Raw genomic sequence first — 20,082 nt, 5'->3', positions numbered from 1 at the left:
AAGAGAAGGATGCAAGATGAGCTTGAAACTGTTGGCGGTTGGCGACATGCATTTGGGGCGACGGCCGTCCCGCCTGCCGGACGATCTGACCCAGCAGGGCGGTGAGTTGAGCCCGGCTGTGGCCTGGTCCCGGCTGGTGGATGCGGCCATCGATGAGGACGTGGATGTGGTTGCCCTGGCCGGCGATGTGGTGGAACGGGAGGATGATTTCTACGAGGCTGGCCGCCAGCTCCATGCAGGGGTGGCCCGGCTGGCCTCGGCCGGTATCCGGGTGGTGGGCGTGGCCGGCAACCACGATGTGCAGGTCCTGCCACGCCTGGTTCGGGAGTTGCCTGATTTCGAACTCATCGGTGCCAACGGCCAGTGGGAGCCCTGGTCGCTGGAGCAAGCCGGCGAGACCCTCACCCTCTGGGGCTGGTCCTTTCCCCGCAAGCAGGTGCATGACAGCCCGCTGGCCGGGCAGACCTTCCAACGACGCCCGGGTCTGAACCTGGGCCTGCTGCATTGCGACCGCGACCAACCGGGCAGCCATTACGGCCCGATCAGCAGTGCCGAGCTGCGGGGCGCCGGCCTGGATGGCTGGTTGCTCGGCCATATTCACAAGCCCGATGCCCTCTCCCTTGAGAACCCTTCCGGCTATCTGGGGTCGGTCTCCGGCATGGACCCGGGCGAGGCCGGTGACCGGGGTCCCTGGCTGTTGCAAATCGAGCGCGGCCGCCTGGCGTCGCTGGAGCAATGGGTTCTGGCTCCCATCCGCTTCGAACCCCTGCAGCTCGATCTCACTGAGCTGGAAGAAGCCGAAGCAGTTCGTAGCCGTCTGGCAGAGTGCTTGCGGCAGATCGATGCCCGCATCAGTCAATCCTTCAGGCCGCCTGATGCCGTCGGGCTTCGCGTCACTCTTAATGGCCGCAGCCGTTTCGGCAAACAGGCCCTGGCCATTCTGGAAAGCGAACGCCAGGGGGCCAATAATGTGAGTCCCGGCGGCAGCTCGATCCGCTACTTCATTGAAAAACTGATTCCCCATACCCTGCCGGAGATTCCCCTGGCCGAACTCGCCGACCGCCAGGACCCGGCCGGGCTGCTGGCCCGTCGTCTCTTGCTGCTGGACAGTGATGGAGATAGCGAGGCACGGCGGCGTCTTTTGGCCGAGGGCCGCGAGCGGTTGATGGCCCGGGCCCGCGACCCGCGTTGGCAAGGCCTTGGCGAGCCGTCGCTCGACGATGCTGCCGTGGCCGACTGGCTGCGCCAGGCCGGGCGACGGCTGCTGGAACAGATGCTGCGCCAGCAGGACGGGGGACAAGCAGCATGAAGTTGACCCGTCTGCAAATCACCCGCCTGCCCGGCATCCAGGGCACTATCCACCTGCGGGACCTGGACCCGGGTCTGAACCTGATCACCGGTCCCAATGCCGTTGGCAAGAGCAGCCTGATCCGGGCATTGGAGTATTTGGCCGGTGGTGTCCGCACAGCAGACCCGCGTGATCTAGTGCTGGAAGCGGATTTCGACAATGACGTCCGCTGGACAGTGAAGCGCACCGCCAGCCATGTGCAGTGGTATCGGGATGGCGAGCCGGCGACGACCGGCCCGCGCCTGCCGGCCCGTGATGAATTGCATTGCTACTGGCTCAAGGTGGAAGACCTGCTGGCCGAGGACGGCCAACAGGACGCCGCATTGGTGGCCGAGATCCGCACCGCCCTGGCCGGTGGCTTTGATCTGGCCGCATTGCGGGGTGATGCGTTTGATTTCGGTCCGGCCCGGGGGCGCAAGGAAGGCCGTGAGCTGCAGGAGGCCCGGCAGCGTCTGGGTGAGGTGGAGGCCGAGAATCAGGCGTTGCAGCGTGACGAGCAAGACCTGGACCGCCTGCAAGGCGAGGTGGACGCCGCCCGGCAGGGAGCCCGTGAACGCGACACCCTGATGGGTTCGCTGGAACTGGAGAAGATCCTGAGCGAACGCCGTTCCCTGGAAGCGGTACTGGCCGGTTTTCCGAAGGGCATGGAGAAGCTTCGGGGTGACGAGCAGGAACGCCTGGAGCAGCTTGACCGACGGATCGATGAACTGGAGGAAGAGCAGCTGCGCATCCGCGAGCAAGGGGATGCGGCCCACCGGAAACTGAGCCGGGCCGGGCTTGGTGACAACCCACCGGTCAACCATGAGCGCCGGGCAGCGCGCTGGCAACTGGAGAGCGTCAAGGCTCGGAGCGGGGAGATAGCTCGTCAGCAGTCGGAGCTGGTCCGGCTGCAGGCTGAACTGGACCGGGCGTGTCAGCCCTTGCGGGACACAGTGGTAGGGGGCGCTGATTCGGCCCCGGATATCGCCGTGGCGACGCTGGAACGGGCCAGCGAACTGGCTGTTCGGTTGCGGAAGCTGGAGATCGATGTCGAACGCCTGGACAGCCGCATCCAGTCGGCGGGCCAAGCCCCGGAGGCGCGGCAATTGGATGCCCACCAGCAGGCCGTGGCGGCCTTGCGAAGCTGCCTGGTTGGCCAACCTGAGGCAGGCGCTTCCCGTCTGGGTATGGCACTGGCCGCGCTGGGGGGGCTGGCTACGGCAGCCGCCGCTCTCTGGCTGAGTCTCTGGTGGCTGTTAGCCCCGGCGGCACTGTCATTGTTCGCGGCCGGGGTGATGGTGAATCGCTCGGTGAGTAGCGATGGTCGCCAGACTCGCGCTCGGTTTGAGCGCAGCGGCCTGGCGGGCCCTTCAGGCTGGCATCGTGAGGCCGTGGAGAAACGTCTATCCGAGCTGGAGTCCGATCTGGCGGAACTGCAATTGGCCCGGCGTCGAGCCGATGCCGTGAGCGAGGATCAGGCCGAGCGCGACCGCCTGCAACAACAGTTGAATGCCCTCAATGAGGAGAAGGCCGAGCTGGCCCGGGAAATCGGTTTCGATCCGGCCCTGACGGCGGCCAGCGTGGATTTCATCGCCAGGGTGTTGGGCCAATGGCAAAGGGCGGCGACCGAGGTGGCGAAAGTTGAGGCTCATCTCGAGCAGCTGGAAACCGAACAGCAAAGCGAGTTGCAGGCGGTGCAGCAGCGGCTCAAGGCCTGGGGCATGTCGGTTCCGGCTGAAGAGGCCGCGCTGGACGAGGCCTTGAATGCCCTTGATGCCCGCTGTGAACAAGCGGAGGCTGCCGAGCGGGAGTGGGGAGAGGCCGAGGACCGTCAGCGCCAGCTTGAGCAGCAACTGGAGGAGCGCCGAGTTGAACGCCGCAGCCTCTTTGCGCGCCTGGGCCTGGATGAAAGCGATCGAAACGGTCTGGCCGAGCGTCTCGCTCAGCTGTCGGAGTGGCGCCAGACCCAGGACAGTCTGCGGGTCTTGGATCGGCGGGAGGCGGAATTGCGCGAAACCCTGGTCAATGCCCCGGAACGCCTGCAACAGGCGGAAGCCGGTGAGCGGGAGGTCCTGGAAACAGGGCTGCAGCGGGCCAACGAGCAGGCCGAGTTGTTGGAGTCCCTGCTGCAAGAGGTGAGTGCCACCCGCGAACGGCTGCGCAGCGCCGGCAAGGACCAGGCCCTGGAAAGTGCCATGGCTGCGGCGGCCCAGGCAAGAAATGCCCTCGGCGAGCAGCATCAGCAAGCCATGCTGGCCGAGGCCGGCCAGTTTCTGCTGGATGATGTGGAAGCCGAATATCAGAACGAACACGAACCCGCCGTGCTGGCCGATGCCCGCCGGCTTTTCCAACGCTTCACTCACCATGCCTTCGATCTGGCATTGGACGAAGACGCCGGCCTGCTTGCCCGGGATTTAACCCAGAGCGGCCGTCGCCGCTTGTCCGAGTTGTCGTCCGGCACTCGCATGCAGTTGTTGCTCTCCGTCCGCTTGGCCTGGACCCGGCGTCTGGAGGAGCGCTGTGAACCCTTGCCGCTGTTTCTGGACGAGGCCTTGACCACCAGCGATGAAAGCCGTTTCCGTGAAGTGGCCCAGAACCTGGCGAGCCTGGCTCGGGAAGAGGGACGACAGATCTTCTACCTCAGCGCACGCCAGCAGGAACGGGCCCTGTGGGAGCAGCTGGCCGGGCTCACTCCCCATCACCTGGATCTTGCCGAAATCCGATTCGGACAAAGTGATCTCGGTGCGGCCGATTACAGACTGCCGGCGGTGGAGACATTGCCGGAACCCGTTGATGAAAGCCCGGAGCAGTGGGCGGCCCGGGTAGGCATTCCGGCTATTGACCCCCGCCAGCCGGTGGGCGGCCTGCCGCTCTTTCACCTGCTGCGGGATGATCTGGCCTTGCTGTATCGCCTGATGCAGCGCTATCGGGTCTGGGGCCTTGGCCAGCTTGAAAGCCTGCTGAACTCGGATGTGGCCGAGAAGGCCATCCCTGATGAGAACTGGCGCCGACAATTGGCCAGCCGCTGTGCCGCGGCCCGGGCCTGGCAGCAGGCCTGGCAGCATGGGCGCGGCAAGCCCGTGGGCCGGGCCGCATTGGAAGCGTCCGGGGCCGTAAGCGAGACCTTCATGGAACGGGTATGCGAACAGGCCGAGTCCCTGGGTGGCGATGGCGGGGCCCTGATTGAGGCCCTGGCCAACAAGGCGGTGAGTGGATTTCGCAATGACAAGCGGGAAGAGCTGGCCGAATGGCTGGAGGCAGAGGGCTATATCAGCCCCGAAACCCCTCTGGACGAGGAAGAACGGCTGCAACGCACCATTTGGCGAACGACTAGAGCGGCCGACGAGGAAGAAACTCGCGAGCTGGTGAGTTGGCTGGAGGCCGGCCAGCGCGTATAGGCCGTCCTCCACCGGGTGAGGATTCGGAGGCAGGCCTAGTCGACTTGCGGGAGATACGGTGCCCGGTTAGAAAGGATTTCTTTAGCGATTTCCGCTGTCAGGCCTTGTGTCCGTTGGAGAGGCTGAAGGGTATCCTGGAATTCGATGCTGTCCCAGTCAGAGCCAAACAGGATTCGATCCGTTCCCAGCCATTCCACGGCCCGAGCGACATTTCGACGATTTCGATGGCGCTCTATTCGTTCCACGCTTGCAGGGACATCCTGTTCCCGGGCCCAGGCAGCAGAGATATCGAAGTAGAGGTTTGGGTAATCGTCCAGATCTTGCGCAAAACGTCGAATGGCCGACATGGTGGCTGTATCGATGATGCCGCCACCCCCCATGTGGGCTAGCTGTACGGTTACATCCGATGCCAGGGGCATCAACGATGTCATGAATCGTTCCGCTTCAGCTGCTCCGTAACCGCCGTTCCGGGGACGATAATGGATCACGATGGCAAGACCACGGGCATTGGCTTCGCGAAAGGCAGCCTCCAGTGATGCCCAATGGCGTGGGTTATCCAGATCCACACCGGAATTGGCCATGTGCATCTTGATTCCGGTCACATCCATTCCAGCACAGCGCTGGATCTCTTTCAGGGAATAATCCCGGATCGGGCTGATCCCGCAAAAGGCGATCAACCGATCTGGATAACGGGCGGCCTGCTCAGCCACGAAATCGTTCTCCTGTCGAACCTTCCTGTATTCATTCTCGAAGTTGATCTCCGGAATGGCATACATATACCCCAACGAGAGCAGCACGCCCTGTTGGATGCCATGGCGGTCCATCTCCTTCAGCACATCATCGGCATCCTGCCGGCCCGGGCTCAGTTCCGATCGGCTTTTTCCCCGGGCAAGCTGCACCCGGGGCAGGGCCTCTCCACCGGTGTCGCTGCGTATATGAAGGTGATGATCCGCTGCCGGGGGTGGCAGAGAAGGCGATGAGGCACAGGCGATCATTCCCAGGGCGGTGATCGCCGTCAGCAAGAGGGTAGGCCAGCTCGACGCTCGCGGTATCATGGGCTTATCCTAGCATCCCAATCTATAGAAAAATGGAAAAGTCATGCGGCCTGCTGTGACCCTCCTCTTGCTTGTTGCTGTATCGCTCTCCGCTTGTGCCCGTTACACGGATGTCACGCCGGCGCCGGAGTATTTCGATGCCATGGCCCCCTTGTTCACGGTGGGCGTGCCGGAGGAGCAGCCGCTGCCGCCGCTGATCCAGGATGGTTTGTCCCAGGAAGAGCTGTCCCGGATTCAGGTGCATCGTCAGGCCCATCGGGGCGTGGTGAGTGTGACCACTTTGAGCGCATATCACAGCCGCTGGGCGGGCACGGTGCCCGTTGCCGGGGCGGGCAGCGGGGCGATTGTAGATGGACGCGGGGTAGTGGTGACCAATCACCATGTGGTGGCAGGTGCCCAGCGGCTAATTATCACCCTCTACGACGGCAGCCTGTATCCGGCCCGGCTGATTGGCTCCGATCCGGAGATGGATTTGGCCGTTTTGCGATTTGATCCCATGGGTCGGAGCTTGACGGTGCTTCCTTTTGCCGACAGTGGCCGGCTTCAGGTAGGGCAATCGGTGCTGGCTATGGGTAACCCCTTTGGCCTGGAAGGCACCCTGACTGCTGGGGTGATCTCGGCACTCAATCGGCCGGTGCAGCTGCAGTCCGGCTTTATCATTCGGGATTTGATCCAGTCGGATGCTGCCATCAACCCGGGTAACTCCGGTGGACCTCTGCTCAATGGCCAGGGCCAGCTCGTGGGTATCAATTCCATGCTGATCGGCCCTTCCGCCGGCAGTGTCGGCATCAGTCTGTCCATTCCTGCCAATGCGGTTCGACGTATCACTCACCAAATTCTAAAGGAAGGCCGGGTGGTGCGAGGCTGGATCGAGATCGAAGGCCTGGCCCTGAATGAGCGGCTGAGTCGTCAGGCGGGTATTCCCCCCGGGCAGGGGATTCTGGTTACCCGGGTCAAGCCGGGGGGTAATGCCGAGCGGGCCGGCCTTCGGGACGGCCAGGATGGGCGGATGATTCGCCACGGGGCCCACCGTATTCCGGTGGAAGGGGATGTGATCACCGCCATCAACGGAGAGCCGGTGGCTTCAGTAGCCGAGCTTTTCGCTTTGCTGGAGGAGACCCGCCCGGGGGATCGTGCCGAATTACGGATTCGGCGTGGTGGCCGTAGCCAGACGGTGGAAATCGAATTGGGGCAGCGCCCGAGCTTCCAGTAAGTGAATCAGTCAATTTGGTTCAAAATGGGGTGTGAAGCATGTTTCGACGGGGTGGAAAATAGGGCTCATTCTGCTTGGTCTTCCGGGGTGAGCCGTCGGCCCGACCAAAAACGGCTGGCCGTATGCCCGCTCAAGGCAGGGCGTGCTTCCAGGGTCATCTTGTCGCCCTTGACCTGGCCCTGGAATACAGAGTCGGGGCCGTCCCGCTGGACTCGAAACCCCAGGTCCTTTCCTTCCAGGCGAATGTCGCGGAGCGGGTACTGCTCACCCCCGATTCGGGCATGGCCCATGACGGACTGAAAATGCTGTTCCAGCTTGACATCCATTTGCTGGTCAGCGTGGCTTAGCTGCCACCGGCCTTCCACGTCGGCGGGAATAACCCAGAGATAGAGCGGGCGGTTGCGGACAGTTTGCGTTTGGTCCGGCGGCCAATCGCCCATGTCAAATTCGTGTGAGACCACCCGGGTGCCCGGTTCAAGTGCCAAAAGCCGGGGGCGCAGGCGAAGATTGAGCTCGGGCAGGAGGTACAGGGTGATGACATCTGCATCACCGAGTGCCACCTCGAAGAGATCCGCCTGTTCAAATTCCACCTTCCCCGATACCTCGGCGGCCTCGGCATTGCGTCTCGCCAAACCCACCAGATCGGGATCGATTTCAATGCCCCGGCCCCGGGCCCCGAAATCCCTTGCGGCCAGAATGGGAATGCGACCGTCTCCGGACCCCAGATCCAGTACCCGGTCTTCCGGGCCCACCCCGGCCATCTCCAGCATCTCAGTCACCACCGACTGTGGTGTCTGAATATACGGCGCCTGGAGTTCCGTTGAGACCAGGGGCTGGGCGAACAACAGCAACAGGCCTGATAGAGCACTGAGTGTCATATTCAGAATAATGCGCGGGGAAAAGGGTGGCTGCATATCGGGCATTCGTCGTGGTTTGGCCGAAGATGATCTTGCACTGTGCCGGGGATTGCAAGGCAATAGGCAAACCCTGCTATGCTAAAGTTTGGGGTTGTTGGCGGGTGTGGTCTGATTATGCCTGCGGCATCGTAAGCTATTCAGGAGGTCCGCTTGACTGAGCACGACGACACAGAGGGGACGCGCAAGCTTCGGGAGCAAGGGCCCCAGGGCACGGTGTTCGTGGCCCCGACGGACCTGCCGGATTTGGATCAGGGTGGAGACGGTGAGCGGATCACGCCGGAGTCTCCGGCCCTTGTGGGCCTGGCCCCCCCTTTTTCCGACCACTGGTATCGCCTGCAACCCGAGCGTACCCAGGTGGGACGCAAGCCGCATAACGATATTGTGCTGGATGAGGCCAGTGTGTCCTTTGAACATGCCCGTATCGTCCGGACCGCGGGGGAATGGCGGGTGGTGAACCTGCTCTCCACCAACGGTACCTTCGTCAATGGCCAGAAGGTTCACCAGTCACGCCTTGAGCATGGTGATCGTCTGGCCTTTGGCAATGCCGCCTTTCTCTTTGCCACCAGTGATTCGGTGGATCCCTCGCCCCGTTCCTTCCACCCCCAAGCCGTAACCAGACGCCAGAAACAGGTGGCCGCTGCCGTGGCCATCGCCGGGGCGATTGCCGTGGGTCTTCTATTCTGGTTGCTGTGAGGGGGCGGTCATGGCTTTGAATCTGGGGCGTTATGAGCTGGGGCCGGAGATTGGCCGCGGCAATATGGCGGTGGTGCACCGAGCTTTTGATCCACGCCTGCAACGCCAGCTCGCCGTCAAGATCCTGCATGCCGAGTTCTCCGGTGAAAAACGCCATCGCCGGGCCTTTTTGGCCGAAGCCCATGCGGCGGGGCGTCTCTCCCATCCGGGCATTACCACCATTCATGATGTGGGCGAATCCAACGGCAAGCCCTTCATGGCGATGGAGCTCCTGGAGGGGGCCACTCTGCAACAGCGCCTGGACTCTGAAGGGCCTCTGTCTGCCCGTGAAGTGGTGGATATTGGTATTCAGCTGGCCGAGGCCCTGGATTACGCCCATCGGGCGGGTGTCGTGCACCGGGATGTGAAGGCCGAGAACGTGGTGATGACTGGACAGGCCATGGGCGTGAAGCTTACGGACTTCGGCATTGCCCGTTTGCTTCAGGAAGGGGCGGAGGAAGGCGAGGCGGTGAGCGCCGTGGTGGGGACCCCCAATTACATGGCGCCGGAGCAGATCCGGGATGAGGCCGTGGACGGCCGGGCGGATCTCTACGCCCTGGGCGTCCTGCTGTATCGCCTGTTGAGCGGCCGGCTTCCCTTCGCCCGTGGGACAACGCGGGCCACCTTGGATGCCATCCTGAACAAACGCGCGCCCCGGCTGAGATCGCGGGATGAGCAGACCCCGGACGCCCTGATCAGTATTGTAGAAACTCTCATGTCGCGTCTGCCGGTCGATCGTTACCAGACCGGCGCGGAATTGGCCGAGGACCTGCGTCAGGTCCAGCTGGAGATGGACAGTCAGAAACGGCAGGCCGGCTGGGGCATGCCTATCAGCGTGAAATGGCCGGCCGCCCTGGGTTTGATGGTAGCCCTGATCCTGGTGCTGGGGGCCACGGCTGTCTATTACCATCAGCGTGCGGTGATGACCCAGCTGGTCTTTGATTACGGGGGCAGCATGGCGGAAGTCATTGCCACCGAGTCGGCGGAAGATCTGCTGCTGGGGGATGCGGTGGCGGTCCAGGCCATGGTGGAAGACATGCAGCGTAATCAGCAGATGGTCTATCTCAGATTGTCGGATCACAACGGTCGGGTGATGGCCAGTACCGAAGCCGACGAGCGGGGCGAGCTCGCATCCAATCTCTTCACCGGGGAGATTCTGGCCCGGGGCGAAGGGGAACAGCAGGTTGGACGCTACCGAGACGACGGGGCCGAACGCTTTCTGTTTCAATCACCGGTGATTTACCAGGACCGGGTGATCGGCGGACTGGCACTGGGCATATCGGCGCGCCCCTTGAGCGGGGCGCTGCGTACCAGCCTGGTGGCCATGGGCGCTTTGATGGTGGCCACTATCCTCACCGTGCTGCTGGGGGCCTATGTATTGAGCCGCCGGCTCAAGCTGCCATTGCGGGTGTTGGGTAGTGGTCTCGACCGGGTGGCGGCCGGGGATTACAGCTATCGCATCCGCATGCGCCGCCGGGACGAATTTGGCGAGGCTTTCGCTCGCTATAATCTGATGACCGAGTCGCTCCAGGGACAGCAGGAGTCGGAGAGGAGCCAGCAGCGCCGGGACCCCTCGGTGGCAGTCCGACAGCGCCTTTCCCGGGGCCAGGGCACCCAGCCCATTGATTCGGAATGAGTGCCTATTCGTCCAATTCCTCCAGACGCGCCTTAAGCTCGGTGGCCCGGGCCTTGTAGACCTGGGCGGGTTCGAAATCCGGGTCGACCCGCAGCAGGGCCTCCCAGGTTTCGATGGCGCCATCCAGCTCATGATTGCGATACAGCAGAATGGCTTCCCGATGGAGCTGCGGTACGACGGTGTCGCGCAGCTCATCCAGCCCGGCCTGGGCACCGGTGTGCTCGGGGTTGATTTCCAGAACCCGGGCGAAGTGCCTGGCCGCCATGGTGGGGGATTCGCTCATTCGGACGCGGCCGTCCCGATACAGCGTTTCCGATTCCATGCGGTTTTCCGCTTGGCCGATCCAGTCGGACCAGTCCGCCGTGTCTGGTTCGTCTTCCCGGGCCCGTTCCAGGCGATTGGCCGCCAGGGTCAGTTCGCCCTGGCTGAGGGCCCTTTCCACCCAGGCCTCATGGGCCTCGGCCAGGGCGCGCTGTTCGTCACTGTTGAGCGAATCTGGTGTCTGGTCCTCGAACAGGGCCAGTGCTTCATCGGGCTCACCGCGTTCCAGATGGCCCCAAACGTCACCGGTGGTGTCACGGGTGTCGGAATGCCGCTTGGCCAAGCGGGCTTGTGCGTCGATATCACGAAAGTCGCTGGGGATGCGCAAGGTCTCGCCGGCCTCCAGATGCGCCGGCACCTCGATATCATTGTAGCGGGCCAGGATGAAAAACAACCGGTTGTCGTCCAAAAAGTGCTGGGCGATTACTGAGAGGGTGTCACCGGGTTGCACCTCATAGTGAATGTTTTCACGCCCCAGATAGGTGCCCGGATCCGCCTGGATCTGTTCCATCAACAGCTGGGCGCGGGCATCATCCGGCGCGTTGTCCAGACGTCGGGCCAATGCCCCTTCGGCCACATCCACCTCGCCGGCCTGCAGCCATTGGACCACTTGCTGGTAGCGATAAGGGCTACGCTCGCTATCCGGCGCTTCGGCGGTGGTATCAGCCTCATCGTCCTCCCATTGGGTCCACTCCCTGACTTGGGCGCAGCCGCCCACCAGGGTCAGACTCAAGAGGATGACGGCCAGGCCGAGCAGGCTGGATGGACTGGACTGTGACGATGGGCGGGACAAAGCCACCTCCAAAAACCGTATGGATGGGTGCCAGTATAAGGCAAGGCCCTTGCTGTCGTCCCCCCTTGGTAGGTTTGGATTAGGACTCCGGTTTAGCCAGCATTGTTTGGTTGCGACCCGCTTCCTTGGCCTGATAAAGGGCCGTGTCGGCGCGGGAAATGGTGGCCTCGGCGGGCTCTTCCCCGGTGTGACAGGCCCCCCCCAGGCTGATGGTGATGGAAAGCGGCCCGGCCTTGGTGGCGAAGGACTGTCCGGCCACGGCTTGGCGAATCTTCTCCGCTACTTGCATGACAAGTTCTGGTCGGTCCTCCCTCAACAGCACCAGAAACTCCTCGCCTCCCCAGCGAGCCACCGAGTCTTCTTTCCGGACTGAGGCGCTTAGACGGCCGGCCAGTTCCCGCAGGACTTCGTCGCCCACCTCGTGCCCGTACTGATCATTTACCCGCTTGAAACGATCAAGATCGGCCATAATCACGGCAAAGTGTAGGTCGTGACGTTTGGCCCGAGCACATTCAAGATCAAGAATGGATTGTGTGGCCCGACGATTCAGCAATCCGGTCAGAGGGTCGGTGGTGGCGCTGCGTTTCAGGTGGTGGGTAAGCAGAAACATCGTGACAAAGCCACGATAGTGGTTCTCAGCCAATATCACGCCAATGACGACGGTCATCAGGGGAACGATCAGTGTCAGTCCTTCACTTCTCAGCGGGATTTCCAATAAGGCTAAACCGGCGATGAAAAACAAGCCGGGGATTAGATAGATGATCAGCAGGTCCCGGGATCCGCGGGTGGCGAGAATCGACGTGACGGCAAGGGACATGACCAGCCCGCTGAAAAGGGTCATGGCATACCCGGTCCCCCAGTGAAGATGATAGAGGAGCATGCCCAGGACCATGCATATCAGGGCAAAACCCAGCGTCAGCATGGCCGGTCGTGGCCATTGACCCTGGGGGCGGAGCAGACGCAGCATGATCACCAGCATGGCCAGGACAACCACGGGGAGACGCATTTGGCCCTGGTGGTACAAGGCTGTGGTGCTAAAGTGGCCACTGGTGGTCTCGAAGAGCTGGAAGAGGGGCAATATCAGCAGGATAAGCCCGGCCGCAAGAACCGACAGTCGGCGGGCGACTTGTTGCTGGAAATGTTCGAACTCCGGATGGAGCGCCGGTGGAACGCTGGGGAAGTAGTATTCTTGAAATGTTTGTAATTTATCCCGCATGCCCCCTCCCAGTCTGAATACTCAGATTCCCGGGAGTCCTTCCCCAAGGCTAGCATGAACCGAGTCTACACAGGCCCGCCTTGGCAGGGAAATGCCGATCAACTAGTTCAGGTAAAGGTATGCTCAGGCGAGCCAAAAAAAAGCCGGATCCACTGGATCCGGCTTGGCAATTCTGGTGGGCGATGCTGGACTTGAACCAGCGACCCCTGCCGTGTGAAGGCAGTGCTCTCCCACTGAGCTAATCGCCCGAAAGCGCAGCATTGTAGGGGATGGCGGGGGGCAGGTCAATGCCTCGTCTTCCTGTGTAGGGACCATGGGAGGCTGGGATTCCTTTTCAGCACTTGCTAATATGATGGGTCGCGCCATTTGTATGATCAGGGGAAAACGACTGAAATGTCTTCTGCCTCACATATGCCCTCTCCAAAGGAAATGTCGGCGCATTCCGAAGAAGCTGCCCGTATCCTTAAGGTACTGGCTAATTCCCATCGCTTGATGGTGTTGTGTGCCCTGGTGGAGGGGGAGCGGTCGGTTTCCGAGTTGAATCAGGAGGTTCCCCTTAGCCAGTCAGCTTTGTCACAACACCTGGCCCGCTTTCGCCAGGAGGGCCTGGTGGAAACTCGGCGTGAATCCCAGACCATCTTTTATCGAATAGCCGACCCCAAGGTGCTGGAGTTGATGGGCAAGCTCTACGAACTGTATTGCGCGCCTGAGTGAATCAGAGTGGGCTAGCGGATGAAGGCCGGGGAGGGCCTCAAACCAAGCTGCACGGGCGTCAGGATCCGCTTTTCCGGTGATGAGCGGGCTGTTATTGATGGGGCATTCGCCGAAACCAAGAAACTGATTGCGGATTTCTGGCTATGGGAGGTAAATTTCCTGGACGAAGCCATAAACTGGTTGAAACGCTGTCCCCACCCCATGCCGGGTAGCGATGCGGAGATCGAGATTCGCCCAGTCTTTGAAGCCGAGGGTTTTGGTGAGGCGATGATGCCAGAGTTGCGGGAAAGGGAAGCGGAGATGCGCTCGGTACTGGAAAAGGGCGAATCGAACCTTTGATAAAGGGGACGTTATGGGTACTGATTTGGCAAGACCACCACGTTGGTACTGGCTTGTGTCCGGGCTTGCGCTGGTCTGGATGCTGTTTGGATTGCTGTCACTGATTATGGATCCCATGACCAGTGAGGCGGCACTGGAGGAAATGAGTGAGGCCCAGCGCCATCTCTATGAGGCACGCCCGGGCTGGATATTCGCCCTGTATGCCCTGGCCATTTTTACCGGTCTTGGCGGTAGCCTGGGGTTGCTGTTTCGCAAGGCCTGGGCCGTCGGGGTGTTTGCCGTATCACTGGTGGCGGTGATCATCCAGTTTGTCTATGTCTTGTTTGTGCTGGATGCCATCGGCTTGCTCGGGCCGGCGGAGGCCCTGCCGTTTCCCTTGGTGATTTTCGCGATCGGGGCCTTGCTATTGTGGCTTTCCGTGCATGCCAGAAAGCAAGGTTGGATTGACTAAGGGCTTTGCGCGAGATTCGGCTTAGCGGGCCAGGATACGATCCACCGCCTGCACCACGCTTGCCACTTCCTCGACGGCATTGGGCCAGTGGGGCGCAAAGCGTAGCCAGCCGGCGGGGCTGGCACAGGAAATGCCCTCTTCGGCCAGGTCCGCCGCCCAGTCTGCCGCTGGGCGGTGATCCGGCGGCCATACACTGAGAATCCCCGAGCGGTTCTCCGTTTCGGGCATGCGGGCGCTTTCAAAACCCCGCTCCAGCAGTTGCGACTCCAGGACATCCAGCCATGTCTGTACATGGGCGTGGATGGTTTCCACCCCGATGGACTGGATCAGGCCCAGGCTGGCCTCCAACCCGGCGCAGCCGATGGAATTGAACGTGCCGCTTTCCAGCATGCGGGCACCACGCTGGAAGGGACGGTCATAACGCAGGGTTTCCGGCCCGCCTGTAAGAAACTCAAATGCGTCCTCATGGCTGATCCAGCCGGCCAGATTAGGCTCAAGCGTTTCGGCTTTCTCCGGGGCAATATAGACAAAGCCCACTCCTTCCGGGCCCATCAGCCACTTGTGGCTGCCGCAGGCCAGGTAATCAATATCCATCGTCTTCACGTCCAGCGGCACGATGCCGGCTGCCTGGATGGCATCTACAAAGAATTCGCTGCCATGCCGACGGCATAGATATCCCATGGTGGCGAGCGGCATCAGCTGGCCGGTGGTGAACTGCACCGCACTGACGGCCACCAGGCGCACGCCTTGAGCCAGATGCTGCTCGAAGGCCTCAAGCGCTGCGGCCCGGTCACGACGAAAATCGTCGGCATCCATCCAGACCAGCTCCAGCCCATGACGTCGGGCCGCCTGCTGCCAGGGGGTGATATTGGTGGGGAACTCTCCGGAAAACACCAGCACCCGATCACCCTGTCGCCAGGGCAGGGAGCCGGCAACGGCCACCACCCCCGCCGTGGTATTTTCTACCAGAGCGATATCCTCAGCCTCCGTACCCACCAAGCTGGCCAGCTGCCCCCGAAGCCGCTCGCGCCGCGCCACTTCGGCAGGAAAGAAAGCCACCCCCTCACGCGCCTGGGCTGCCATTACCTCATTGATTGCCGTGCAAACCGGCTCACTCAACGGCGAGATCGAGGCATGGTTGGCATAAACGTCAAAGCGTAGACCGGGAAAAAGATCTCGACTCCCCTGCATTACCTTGTTGGCTAACTCAAGTGACATCCGCAACGCTCCCGCGAATAAATAGACTTGGGCGATCATGCCAACTTCAATTGCCTTGACCAAGGGGGCGCGCATTTTTCGAAGATCGCGCACATTGCTTGATTGGCATAACAATTAAATTGGTTTTTACGAGGACTTGTTATGAACTACGATCGCCGAATAAGAAACTGCCCTGAAAAATGCTCATGCGGTATGTATGGTGCATTCCCCATGGAATGGAAACCGTCCGCATTGCTGGTAGCGTTGGCAACATTAGCAATGCGCTGTTCAATCTTTCCAAGATCGTAACCCGCTGCCCTGGCGGTTCCCAGGATCTCAGACGATGACTTGTGCCTTGCCTGACTCAATGCCCAAAGTATGGCCGAGCGCATGCCAGACCGGCAGTAGGCAAAAACCGGTCCGGGCAGCTCGCGCAGCGCCTGCTCGAACTCTGCGACATCCTTGTCGCTCACCATGCCTGAGGTGACCGGTAAATGCCGCGTCTCCAATCCTGTGTTCTTCGCCGCCGTCTCGATTTCCTCAAAATCCGGCTGCGCGGGTTCTTCGCCGTCGGGACGGTTGCAAATGAGGGTGCGGAAGCCTGTAGCGTATATTGCGACAAGATCGCCAGCGCTAATCTGTGGGCTGACCGAGAGTTTTTTGTCGAGCCTGCGAATATCCATGTTTTATCTTCTCACTGCGCAAATCATAGTGCATTCGATGGTGGTGTCAGCATTATCCGTCCTTCCAATGGTTTAGAAAGTGAAAAAATGCACATGGCGTTTCAGCATGTGTTCAGCGACATCAGTTGGATTAGCGGACCCGATGCCTTCCAGTAGCTGATCTTCTCCGTAATCCGTATTGGGGAGGAAAATGGCGCATACCTCCACTTTGGCACCTTCATCCATGAGTCGCTGCAGGAGCTGCTGAGGGGTGACATCCCGGGGTGCCAGGGCTTCGCCGGTTTCGCCTTCAATGGCCAGCCGTCCACCTGGTCCGCAGAGCAGAATACGAACATCGGCCCCTTGGTCCAGCGATTGATTGGCTAGAACCAGGGCCATGCCCTGGGTCATGTTGTCGTCAGAGGTGACTGTCACGAAAAGTTCTTTCTGACTGCCATCCATGTGGCGGCCTTTCTTATGGCCTTGGTTTTCGCCAGCTTGCACTGCACTTAGCGATAAGACCAGGGAAAGAGCAAGACTGCTGATTATCCTGATGGTTGATGTTTTCATGATTTAATTTCCTTTTTGGATCTGCATCGGGAGTGGTTTTCCTGCAAGGCACTAAAGGCATCCTGGTTAGTGAAAAAGATTCGGCCAGGTGAGAGCTTGGACGGGAAATCTACTTTCAGGAGTTGATCAAGCACTGGGCCCTTTACCTCGGACAGGTGCATGACCATGCCTCTGGCCTTGAGGGAAAGATCGAGTTCTTCTAGCGTTGCCAGGGCGGTGCTATCGATGTCATTGATTGCGCTGCAGACCAGCACGATGGATTGGATATCGCTGTTATCGCGAATGGTCTCCAACACGGTATCTCTCAAGAAGCGGCTATTGGGGAATTGCAGGCTTTCATCCACGCGAATAAAGCAGACGCCAGTCAAGGTTTCCACCGCATGACGCTCTCTATTGCGGAAATGCTCGCTACCGGGAACCCGGCCAACCATGGCCACATGAGGCTGGCTAATGCGCCACAGCAGGAGGCCGATAGAGACCATGATCCCAACGATCAACCCCACTTCCACACCAAGCGATAACACCCCGAAAAAGGTGATACCGATCACCGCCGCATCGCCCCGGTTGTATCGCCAGGTTTCCTGAACCGCATGCACGTCCAGCAGCTGCACTATCGCGAGGAGGATGATTCCCGCGAGAACAGCCCGGGGGAGTTCTGCCAACAAGGGTGTCGCGAACAGCAGGACCAGTGATACGGCCAGGGCGGCGAATAATCCAGCCAGTGGTGTGACGGCACCCGCATCTTTTGCCACCACGGTGCGGGAAAGGCCGCCGGTGACCGGGTAGGCACCACTGAGACCGGCCCCCAGGTTGGACAGGCCGATGCCCAGTAACTCCCGATTCGGTTGTACATCTTCATTATCGCGAGCGGCCAGGCCCCGGCCAATCGAGACGCTTTCCATCAGCCCAACCAATGAGATCAGGAAGGCCATGCCGCTCAGCTCCAGTATCCAGACGATTTCCAGCGCTGGCCATTCCGGCCGTGGAAGCCCCCGGGGGATTTCGCCGATCTGGCTGAGGTGATCTGAGAGGCCAGTAAACATGGCCAGTCCAATGCCGAAAGTGACAGCGAAAAGCGCACCCATGCGGCCCACGATAGAGCCGGCATGTGGCCAGAGCTGACGCAGGCGGCGGGCGAGGGGGCCACCGATGAGAAGGATGAGCAGAATGGTGCCCACGGTGAGTCCCGCAGTGAGCATGCTGACTGCGCCTAGCTGCCCGAACACTTCCTGGATCTGGCCAAGTGGTGCCCGGGCATCTACAGACAGGCCCAGGGCGTGAGGGAGCTGACTAAGGCCAATTAGAATGGCTGCGGCCGTCATGAAGCCGAGAAGCACAGGGCGAGAAAGAAAGTGCGTGAGAAAACCCAGTCTGAGCAGACCCATGATCAGCAGGATCAGGCCGGACATGAAGGCCAGCGCCGGGGCGGCGACCATGGGGTCGATTCCGTGCCGTTGCCCCAGTGTAGCCGTGGCGGTAGCCACCATCAGTGAGATGACAGCCACCGGGCCTACTGCCAGATAACGACTACTGCCGAATACAGCATAAAGCGCGGGGGGTAATAGCGAAGCATAGAGGCCCATCTCAGGGGGCAAACCCGCCAACATGGCATAGGCCATCCCCTGAGGAACCAGCAGCGCCGCAATCACCAGGCCCGCAATGGCATCGCGGGCAAGGGTGCTTGGGACAACATCTTGCCACCAGTCTGCGGCCAAGCGAATCTGATCACGCGTCACTGATGCCTCCCTCGTCCCTTATTTCTGTGGCCGCTTGGATAGTAGACGGTCAATCCATGGCCAGAGCAGGAAGCCGACGGCCATAGCGGCGGTGAATAGAAACGGCTCGATAAAGGCCGATTCCCGCACATTCAGCGCAATGGCAGCGATGCCCGGTCCTGGGCAGTAACCTGCCAGCCCCCAGCCGATGCCGAATAGTCCGGCACCTGTGAGCAGGCGAAGGTCGATGTCTTCGCGTTGAGGCCATTGAAAGCGTGGGGCCAGGATTGGTTGCTCCCATCGTTTCAGCAGCGCAAAGCCGGGCAGTGTTACGGCGATGGCACCGCCCATGACAAAAGCGAGGCTGGGGTCCCAGTGACCCAGAACATCCAGAAAAGCCAGGACCTTCAAGGGATTGATCATTTGCGAGATGGCCAGGCCCAGGCCAAATAGGGCGCCGGCGATCAATGCGGCAATACTTTTCATCACAGAACTCCAAAGCCATGCCGGACCACGGCGACGGTAATCGCGGCGGTGATCATGAAGGCGATGGTGGCCACCAGAGAGCGGGCAGAGAACCTGGAAATCCCACAGACACCATGGCCGCTGGTGCAGCCGCTTCCCATGCGGGTGCCGATGCCGACGATCAGGCCGGCGGCAACCAGCAGCAGGGGCGGATAGCCTTCTCGAAGGGCAAAGCTCTCCGGCCGTATGAGCTCATGGAGGACGACCCCGGCAAGCAGGCCAATGATGAAAAGCCAGCGCCAGCTTCGGTCTCCACTGCTGCTTTCCAACAGACCACCGGCAATACCGCTGATGCCCGCAATGCGGCCATTAAGGGCCATCAGCAGAACGGCGGCGAGGCCAATAAAGGCTCCGCCAATCAAGGCTGAAATGGGCGTGAATTCAGTCATGACCACTGCGCTCCCCGGGCTTTGGGCCCAGCAGGTTGAGGGGGACCTTGAGGTAGCTCACATCGTTGTCCTCGGGCGGAGGCAACTTGCCGGCGCGCATATTGATCTGAACCGACGGGATAATCAGGCGCGGCATGGGGAGAGTGGCATCCCGCTCCTCACGCATCTTTACATAGTCATCCCGGCTGACGCCGGCGCCCGCATGAATATTCCGGGCTTTCTGCTCAGCCACGGTGGTTTCGTTCTTAATCTCGCGACCGCCGGGTGCGTAGTCGTGGCACATGAACATGCGCGTTTCGTCCGGTAGTGAGAGCAGTTTCTGCATGGAGTCATACAGCATGCCGGCATCGCCGCCGGGAAAGTCTGCCCGGGCGCTGCCTGCATCCGGCATGAACAGGGTGTCGCCGACAAAGACGGCATCTCCGACCAGGAAGCTGTTGCTATCCGAGGTGTGCCCCGGAGTATGCATGACTTCGATTTTCATCCCTGCCGTTTCGAAGATCTCGCCATCCTTCAGGAGGTGGTCGAATTCCGACCCGTTGGGCTGATGTTCATTGGGCAGGTTGAACACCTTTATGAATCGACCCTGAACTTGCTGAATGCCTTCACCGATGGCGATTTTGGCCCCCAAAGCCTTGGCAAGATAGGGCGCTGCCGAGAGGTGATCGGCGTGGGCATGGGTTTCCAGAATCCACTCCACGGCCAAGCCTTCTTTCCTGATGAATTCAAGAATCCCGTCCGCAGTGTCGGTCCAGGTGCGGGCTGCCTTGTAATCGAAATCCAGTACCGGATCGATTACCACCGCCCCATGGTTGTCGGGATTTTTCACCACATAGGAGAAGGTATTGGTGTCTTCGTGGAAGAAGGATGTCACTTCTGGTTTCATGGTTTTGTCTCCTTGGGCCTGCTTAC

General features: G+C 60.9%; 18 protein-coding genes, 1 tRNA gene and 1 pseudogene. 8 read left to right on the top strand and 12 right to left on the bottom strand.

Annotated features, from left to right (window positions below; genetic code table 11):
• Positions 1-16: 16 nt before the first annotated feature.
• Positions 17-1,309: a metallophosphoesterase family protein gene (locus tag J2T60_RS05160; RefSeq protein ID WP_253446315.1), complete on the top strand. Its 1,293-nt coding sequence runs from the start codon at positions 17-19 to the stop codon at positions 1,307-1,309.
• Positions 1,306-4,725 carry an ATP-binding protein gene (locus J2T60_RS05155; protein ID WP_253446312.1) on the top strand — a complete coding sequence of 1,140 codons (3,420 nt, stop codon included), beginning with the start codon at positions 1,306-1,308 and terminating at the stop codon, positions 4,723-4,725. Before J2T60_RS05160 ends, J2T60_RS05155 begins: the two co-directional genes overlap by 4 nt.
• Before the next feature lie 35 nt (positions 4,726-4,760).
• Here the strand turns inward: J2T60_RS05155 and J2T60_RS05150 are convergent, their stop codons facing one another.
• Complete coding sequence (locus tag J2T60_RS05150) at positions 4,761-5,780, bottom strand: amidohydrolase family protein (protein ID WP_253446310.1); 1,020 nt, start codon at positions 5,778-5,780, stop codon at positions 4,761-4,763.
• 43 nt (positions 5,781-5,823) lie between these two features.
• Between J2T60_RS05150 and J2T60_RS05145 the strand changes: the two genes are divergently transcribed.
• Positions 5,824-6,993, top strand: a complete 1,170-nt coding sequence (locus tag J2T60_RS05145) for a S1C family serine protease (protein ID WP_253446308.1) — start codon at positions 5,824-5,826, stop codon at positions 6,991-6,993.
• A 65-nt stretch (positions 6,994-7,058) separates the two neighbouring features.
• On the opposite strand, the gene J2T60_RS05140 is transcribed toward J2T60_RS05145, so the two are convergent.
• Positions 7,059-7,907: an SAM-dependent methyltransferase gene (locus tag J2T60_RS05140; protein ID WP_253446306.1), complete on the bottom strand. Its 849-nt coding sequence runs from the start codon at positions 7,905-7,907 to the stop codon at positions 7,059-7,061.
• Positions 7,908-8,060: 153 nt separating this feature from the next.
• Here J2T60_RS05140 and J2T60_RS05135 point away from each other — a divergent pair, with 153 nt between their 5' ends.
• Positions 8,061-8,603, top strand: coding sequence for an FHA domain-containing protein (locus J2T60_RS05135; protein ID WP_253446303.1), 543 nt, complete (start codon positions 8,061-8,063; stop codon positions 8,601-8,603).
• A gap of 10 nt (positions 8,604-8,613) precedes the next feature.
• The gene (locus J2T60_RS05130) at positions 8,614-10,278 is read left to right on the top strand and encodes a protein kinase domain-containing protein (RefSeq protein WP_253446301.1); all 1,665 of its coding nucleotides are present in this window, start codon (positions 8,614-8,616) and stop codon (positions 10,276-10,278) included.
• A gap of 4 nt (positions 10,279-10,282) precedes the next feature.
• On the opposite strand, the gene J2T60_RS05125 is transcribed toward J2T60_RS05130, so the two are convergent.
• The 3 genes from J2T60_RS05125 to J2T60_RS05115 form a co-directional block, all read right to left on the bottom strand.
• Positions 10,283-11,392, bottom strand: a complete 1,110-nt coding sequence (locus J2T60_RS05125) for a LysM peptidoglycan-binding domain-containing protein (RefSeq protein ID WP_253446299.1) — start codon at positions 11,390-11,392, stop codon at positions 10,283-10,285.
• Between the two features lie 79 nt (positions 11,393-11,471).
• The gene (locus J2T60_RS05120) at positions 11,472-12,608 is read right to left on the bottom strand and encodes a GGDEF domain-containing protein (RefSeq protein WP_253446296.1); all 1,137 of its coding nucleotides are present in this window, start codon (positions 12,606-12,608) and stop codon (positions 11,472-11,474) included.
• Between the two features lie 173 nt (positions 12,609-12,781).
• Positions 12,782-12,856, bottom strand: a tRNA-Val gene (locus J2T60_RS05115).
• Positions 12,857-13,001: 145 nt separating this feature from the next.
• On the opposite strand from J2T60_RS05115, the gene J2T60_RS05110 reads away from it, so the two are divergent.
• The 3 genes and pseudogenes from J2T60_RS05110 (at position 13,002) to J2T60_RS05100 (ending at position 14,112) form a co-directional block, all read left to right on the top strand.
• A complete protein-coding gene (locus J2T60_RS05110) occupies positions 13,002-13,322 on the top strand; it encodes an ArsR/SmtB family transcription factor (RefSeq protein WP_253446293.1) in 321 nt (106 codons plus the stop codon).
• A gap of 18 nt (positions 13,323-13,340) precedes the next feature.
• Positions 13,341-13,661, top strand: a pseudogene (locus J2T60_RS05105) (YciI family protein); the annotation flags it as partial.
• A 13-nt stretch (positions 13,662-13,674) separates the two neighbouring features.
• Positions 13,675-14,112 (top strand): hypothetical protein, encoded by a 438-nt coding sequence (locus J2T60_RS05100; RefSeq protein ID WP_253446287.1) that lies wholly within the window; start codon positions 13,675-13,677, stop codon positions 14,110-14,112.
• Positions 14,113-14,133: 21 nt separating this feature from the next.
• Here the strand turns inward: J2T60_RS05100 and J2T60_RS05095 are convergent, their stop codons facing one another.
• The 7 genes from J2T60_RS05095 to J2T60_RS05065 all read right to left on the bottom strand — a co-directional run bounded on the left by J2T60_RS05095 (position 14,134) and on the right by J2T60_RS05065 (position 20,056).
• Positions 14,134-15,330 (bottom strand): aminotransferase class V-fold PLP-dependent enzyme, encoded by a 1,197-nt coding sequence (locus J2T60_RS05095; RefSeq protein ID WP_253446284.1) that lies wholly within the window; start codon positions 15,328-15,330, stop codon positions 14,134-14,136.
• Between the two features lie 146 nt (positions 15,331-15,476).
• A complete protein-coding gene (locus J2T60_RS05090; protein WP_253446281.1) occupies positions 15,477-15,992 on the bottom strand; it encodes a protein tyrosine phosphatase family protein in 516 nt (171 codons plus the stop codon).
• A gap of 72 nt (positions 15,993-16,064) precedes the next feature.
• Positions 16,065-16,541, bottom strand: coding sequence for a DsrE family protein (locus J2T60_RS05085; protein WP_253446279.1), 477 nt, complete (start codon positions 16,539-16,541; stop codon positions 16,065-16,067).
• Positions 16,538-18,277 (bottom strand): SulP family inorganic anion transporter, encoded by a 1,740-nt coding sequence (locus J2T60_RS05080; RefSeq protein ID WP_253446276.1) that lies wholly within the window; start codon positions 18,275-18,277, stop codon positions 16,538-16,540. The genes J2T60_RS05085 and J2T60_RS05080 overlap by 4 nt, the downstream gene beginning before the upstream one ends.
• An 18-nt stretch (positions 18,278-18,295) precedes the next feature.
• A complete protein-coding gene (locus J2T60_RS05075; protein ID WP_253446273.1) occupies positions 18,296-18,742 on the bottom strand; it encodes a DUF6691 family protein in 447 nt (148 codons plus the stop codon).
• Positions 18,742-19,170, bottom strand: a complete 429-nt coding sequence (locus tag J2T60_RS05070) for a YeeE/YedE family protein (protein ID WP_253446270.1) — start codon at positions 19,168-19,170, stop codon at positions 18,742-18,744. Before J2T60_RS05070 ends, J2T60_RS05075 begins: the two co-directional genes overlap by 1 nt.
• Positions 19,163-20,056 carry an MBL fold metallo-hydrolase gene (locus J2T60_RS05065; protein WP_253446268.1) on the bottom strand — a complete coding sequence of 298 codons (894 nt, stop codon included), beginning with the start codon at positions 20,054-20,056 and terminating at the stop codon, positions 19,163-19,165. Before J2T60_RS05065 ends, J2T60_RS05070 begins: the two co-directional genes overlap by 8 nt.
• Positions 20,057-20,082 lie beyond the last annotated feature (26 nt).

This window comes from Natronospira proteinivora (genome assembly GCF_024170465.1).
Classification (GTDB): domain Bacteria; phylum Pseudomonadota; class Gammaproteobacteria; order Natronospirales; family Natronospiraceae; genus Natronospira; species Natronospira proteinivora.
This window is presented reverse-complemented; position numbering and strand designations above follow the sequence as displayed.

Bases quoted from the DNA above. Each gene is read 5' to 3' on its own strand.
- J2T60_RS05075 (WP_253446273.1), bottom strand. From the start codon at position 18,742: ATGAAAAGTATTGCCGCATTGATCGCCGGCGCCCTATTTGGCCTGGGC.
- J2T60_RS05095 (WP_253446284.1), bottom strand. From the start codon at position 15,330: ATGTCACTTGAGTTAGCCAACAAGGTAATGCAGGGGAGTCGAGATCTT.
- J2T60_RS05150 (WP_253446310.1), bottom strand. From the start codon at position 5,780: ATGATACCGCGAGCGTCGAGCTGGCCTACCCTCTTGCTGACGGCGATC.
- J2T60_RS05145 (WP_253446308.1), top strand. From the start codon at position 5,824: ATGCGGCCTGCTGTGACCCTCCTCTTGCTTGTTGCTGTATCGCTCTCC.
- J2T60_RS05100 (WP_253446287.1), top strand. From the start codon at position 13,675: ATGGGTACTGATTTGGCAAGACCACCACGTTGGTACTGGCTTGTGTCC.
- J2T60_RS05130 (WP_253446301.1), top strand. From the start codon at position 8,614: ATGGCTTTGAATCTGGGGCGTTATGAGCTGGGGCCGGAGATTGGCCGC.
- J2T60_RS05070 (WP_253446270.1), bottom strand. From the start codon at position 19,170: ATGACTGAATTCACGCCCATTTCAGCCTTGATTGGCGGAGCCTTTATT.
- J2T60_RS05120 (WP_253446296.1), bottom strand. From the start codon at position 12,608: ATGCGGGATAAATTACAAACATTTCAAGAATACTACTTCCCCAGCGTT.
- J2T60_RS05110 (WP_253446293.1), top strand. From the start codon at position 13,002: ATGTCTTCTGCCTCACATATGCCCTCTCCAAAGGAAATGTCGGCGCAT.
- J2T60_RS05155 (WP_253446312.1), top strand. From the start codon at position 1,306: ATGAAGTTGACCCGTCTGCAAATCACCCGCCTGCCCGGCATCCAGGGC.
- J2T60_RS05090 (WP_253446281.1), bottom strand. From the start codon at position 15,992: ATGGATATTCGCAGGCTCGACAAAAAACTCTCGGTCAGCCCACAGATT.
- J2T60_RS05160 (WP_253446315.1), top strand. From the start codon at position 17: ATGAGCTTGAAACTGTTGGCGGTTGGCGACATGCATTTGGGGCGACGG.
- J2T60_RS05065 (WP_253446268.1), bottom strand. From the start codon at position 20,056: ATGAAACCAGAAGTGACATCCTTCTTCCACGAAGACACCAATACCTTC.
- J2T60_RS05140 (WP_253446306.1), bottom strand. From the start codon at position 7,907: ATGCAGCCACCCTTTTCCCCGCGCATTATTCTGAATATGACACTCAGT.
- J2T60_RS05085 (WP_253446279.1), bottom strand. From the start codon at position 16,541: ATGAAAACATCAACCATCAGGATAATCAGCAGTCTTGCTCTTTCCCTG.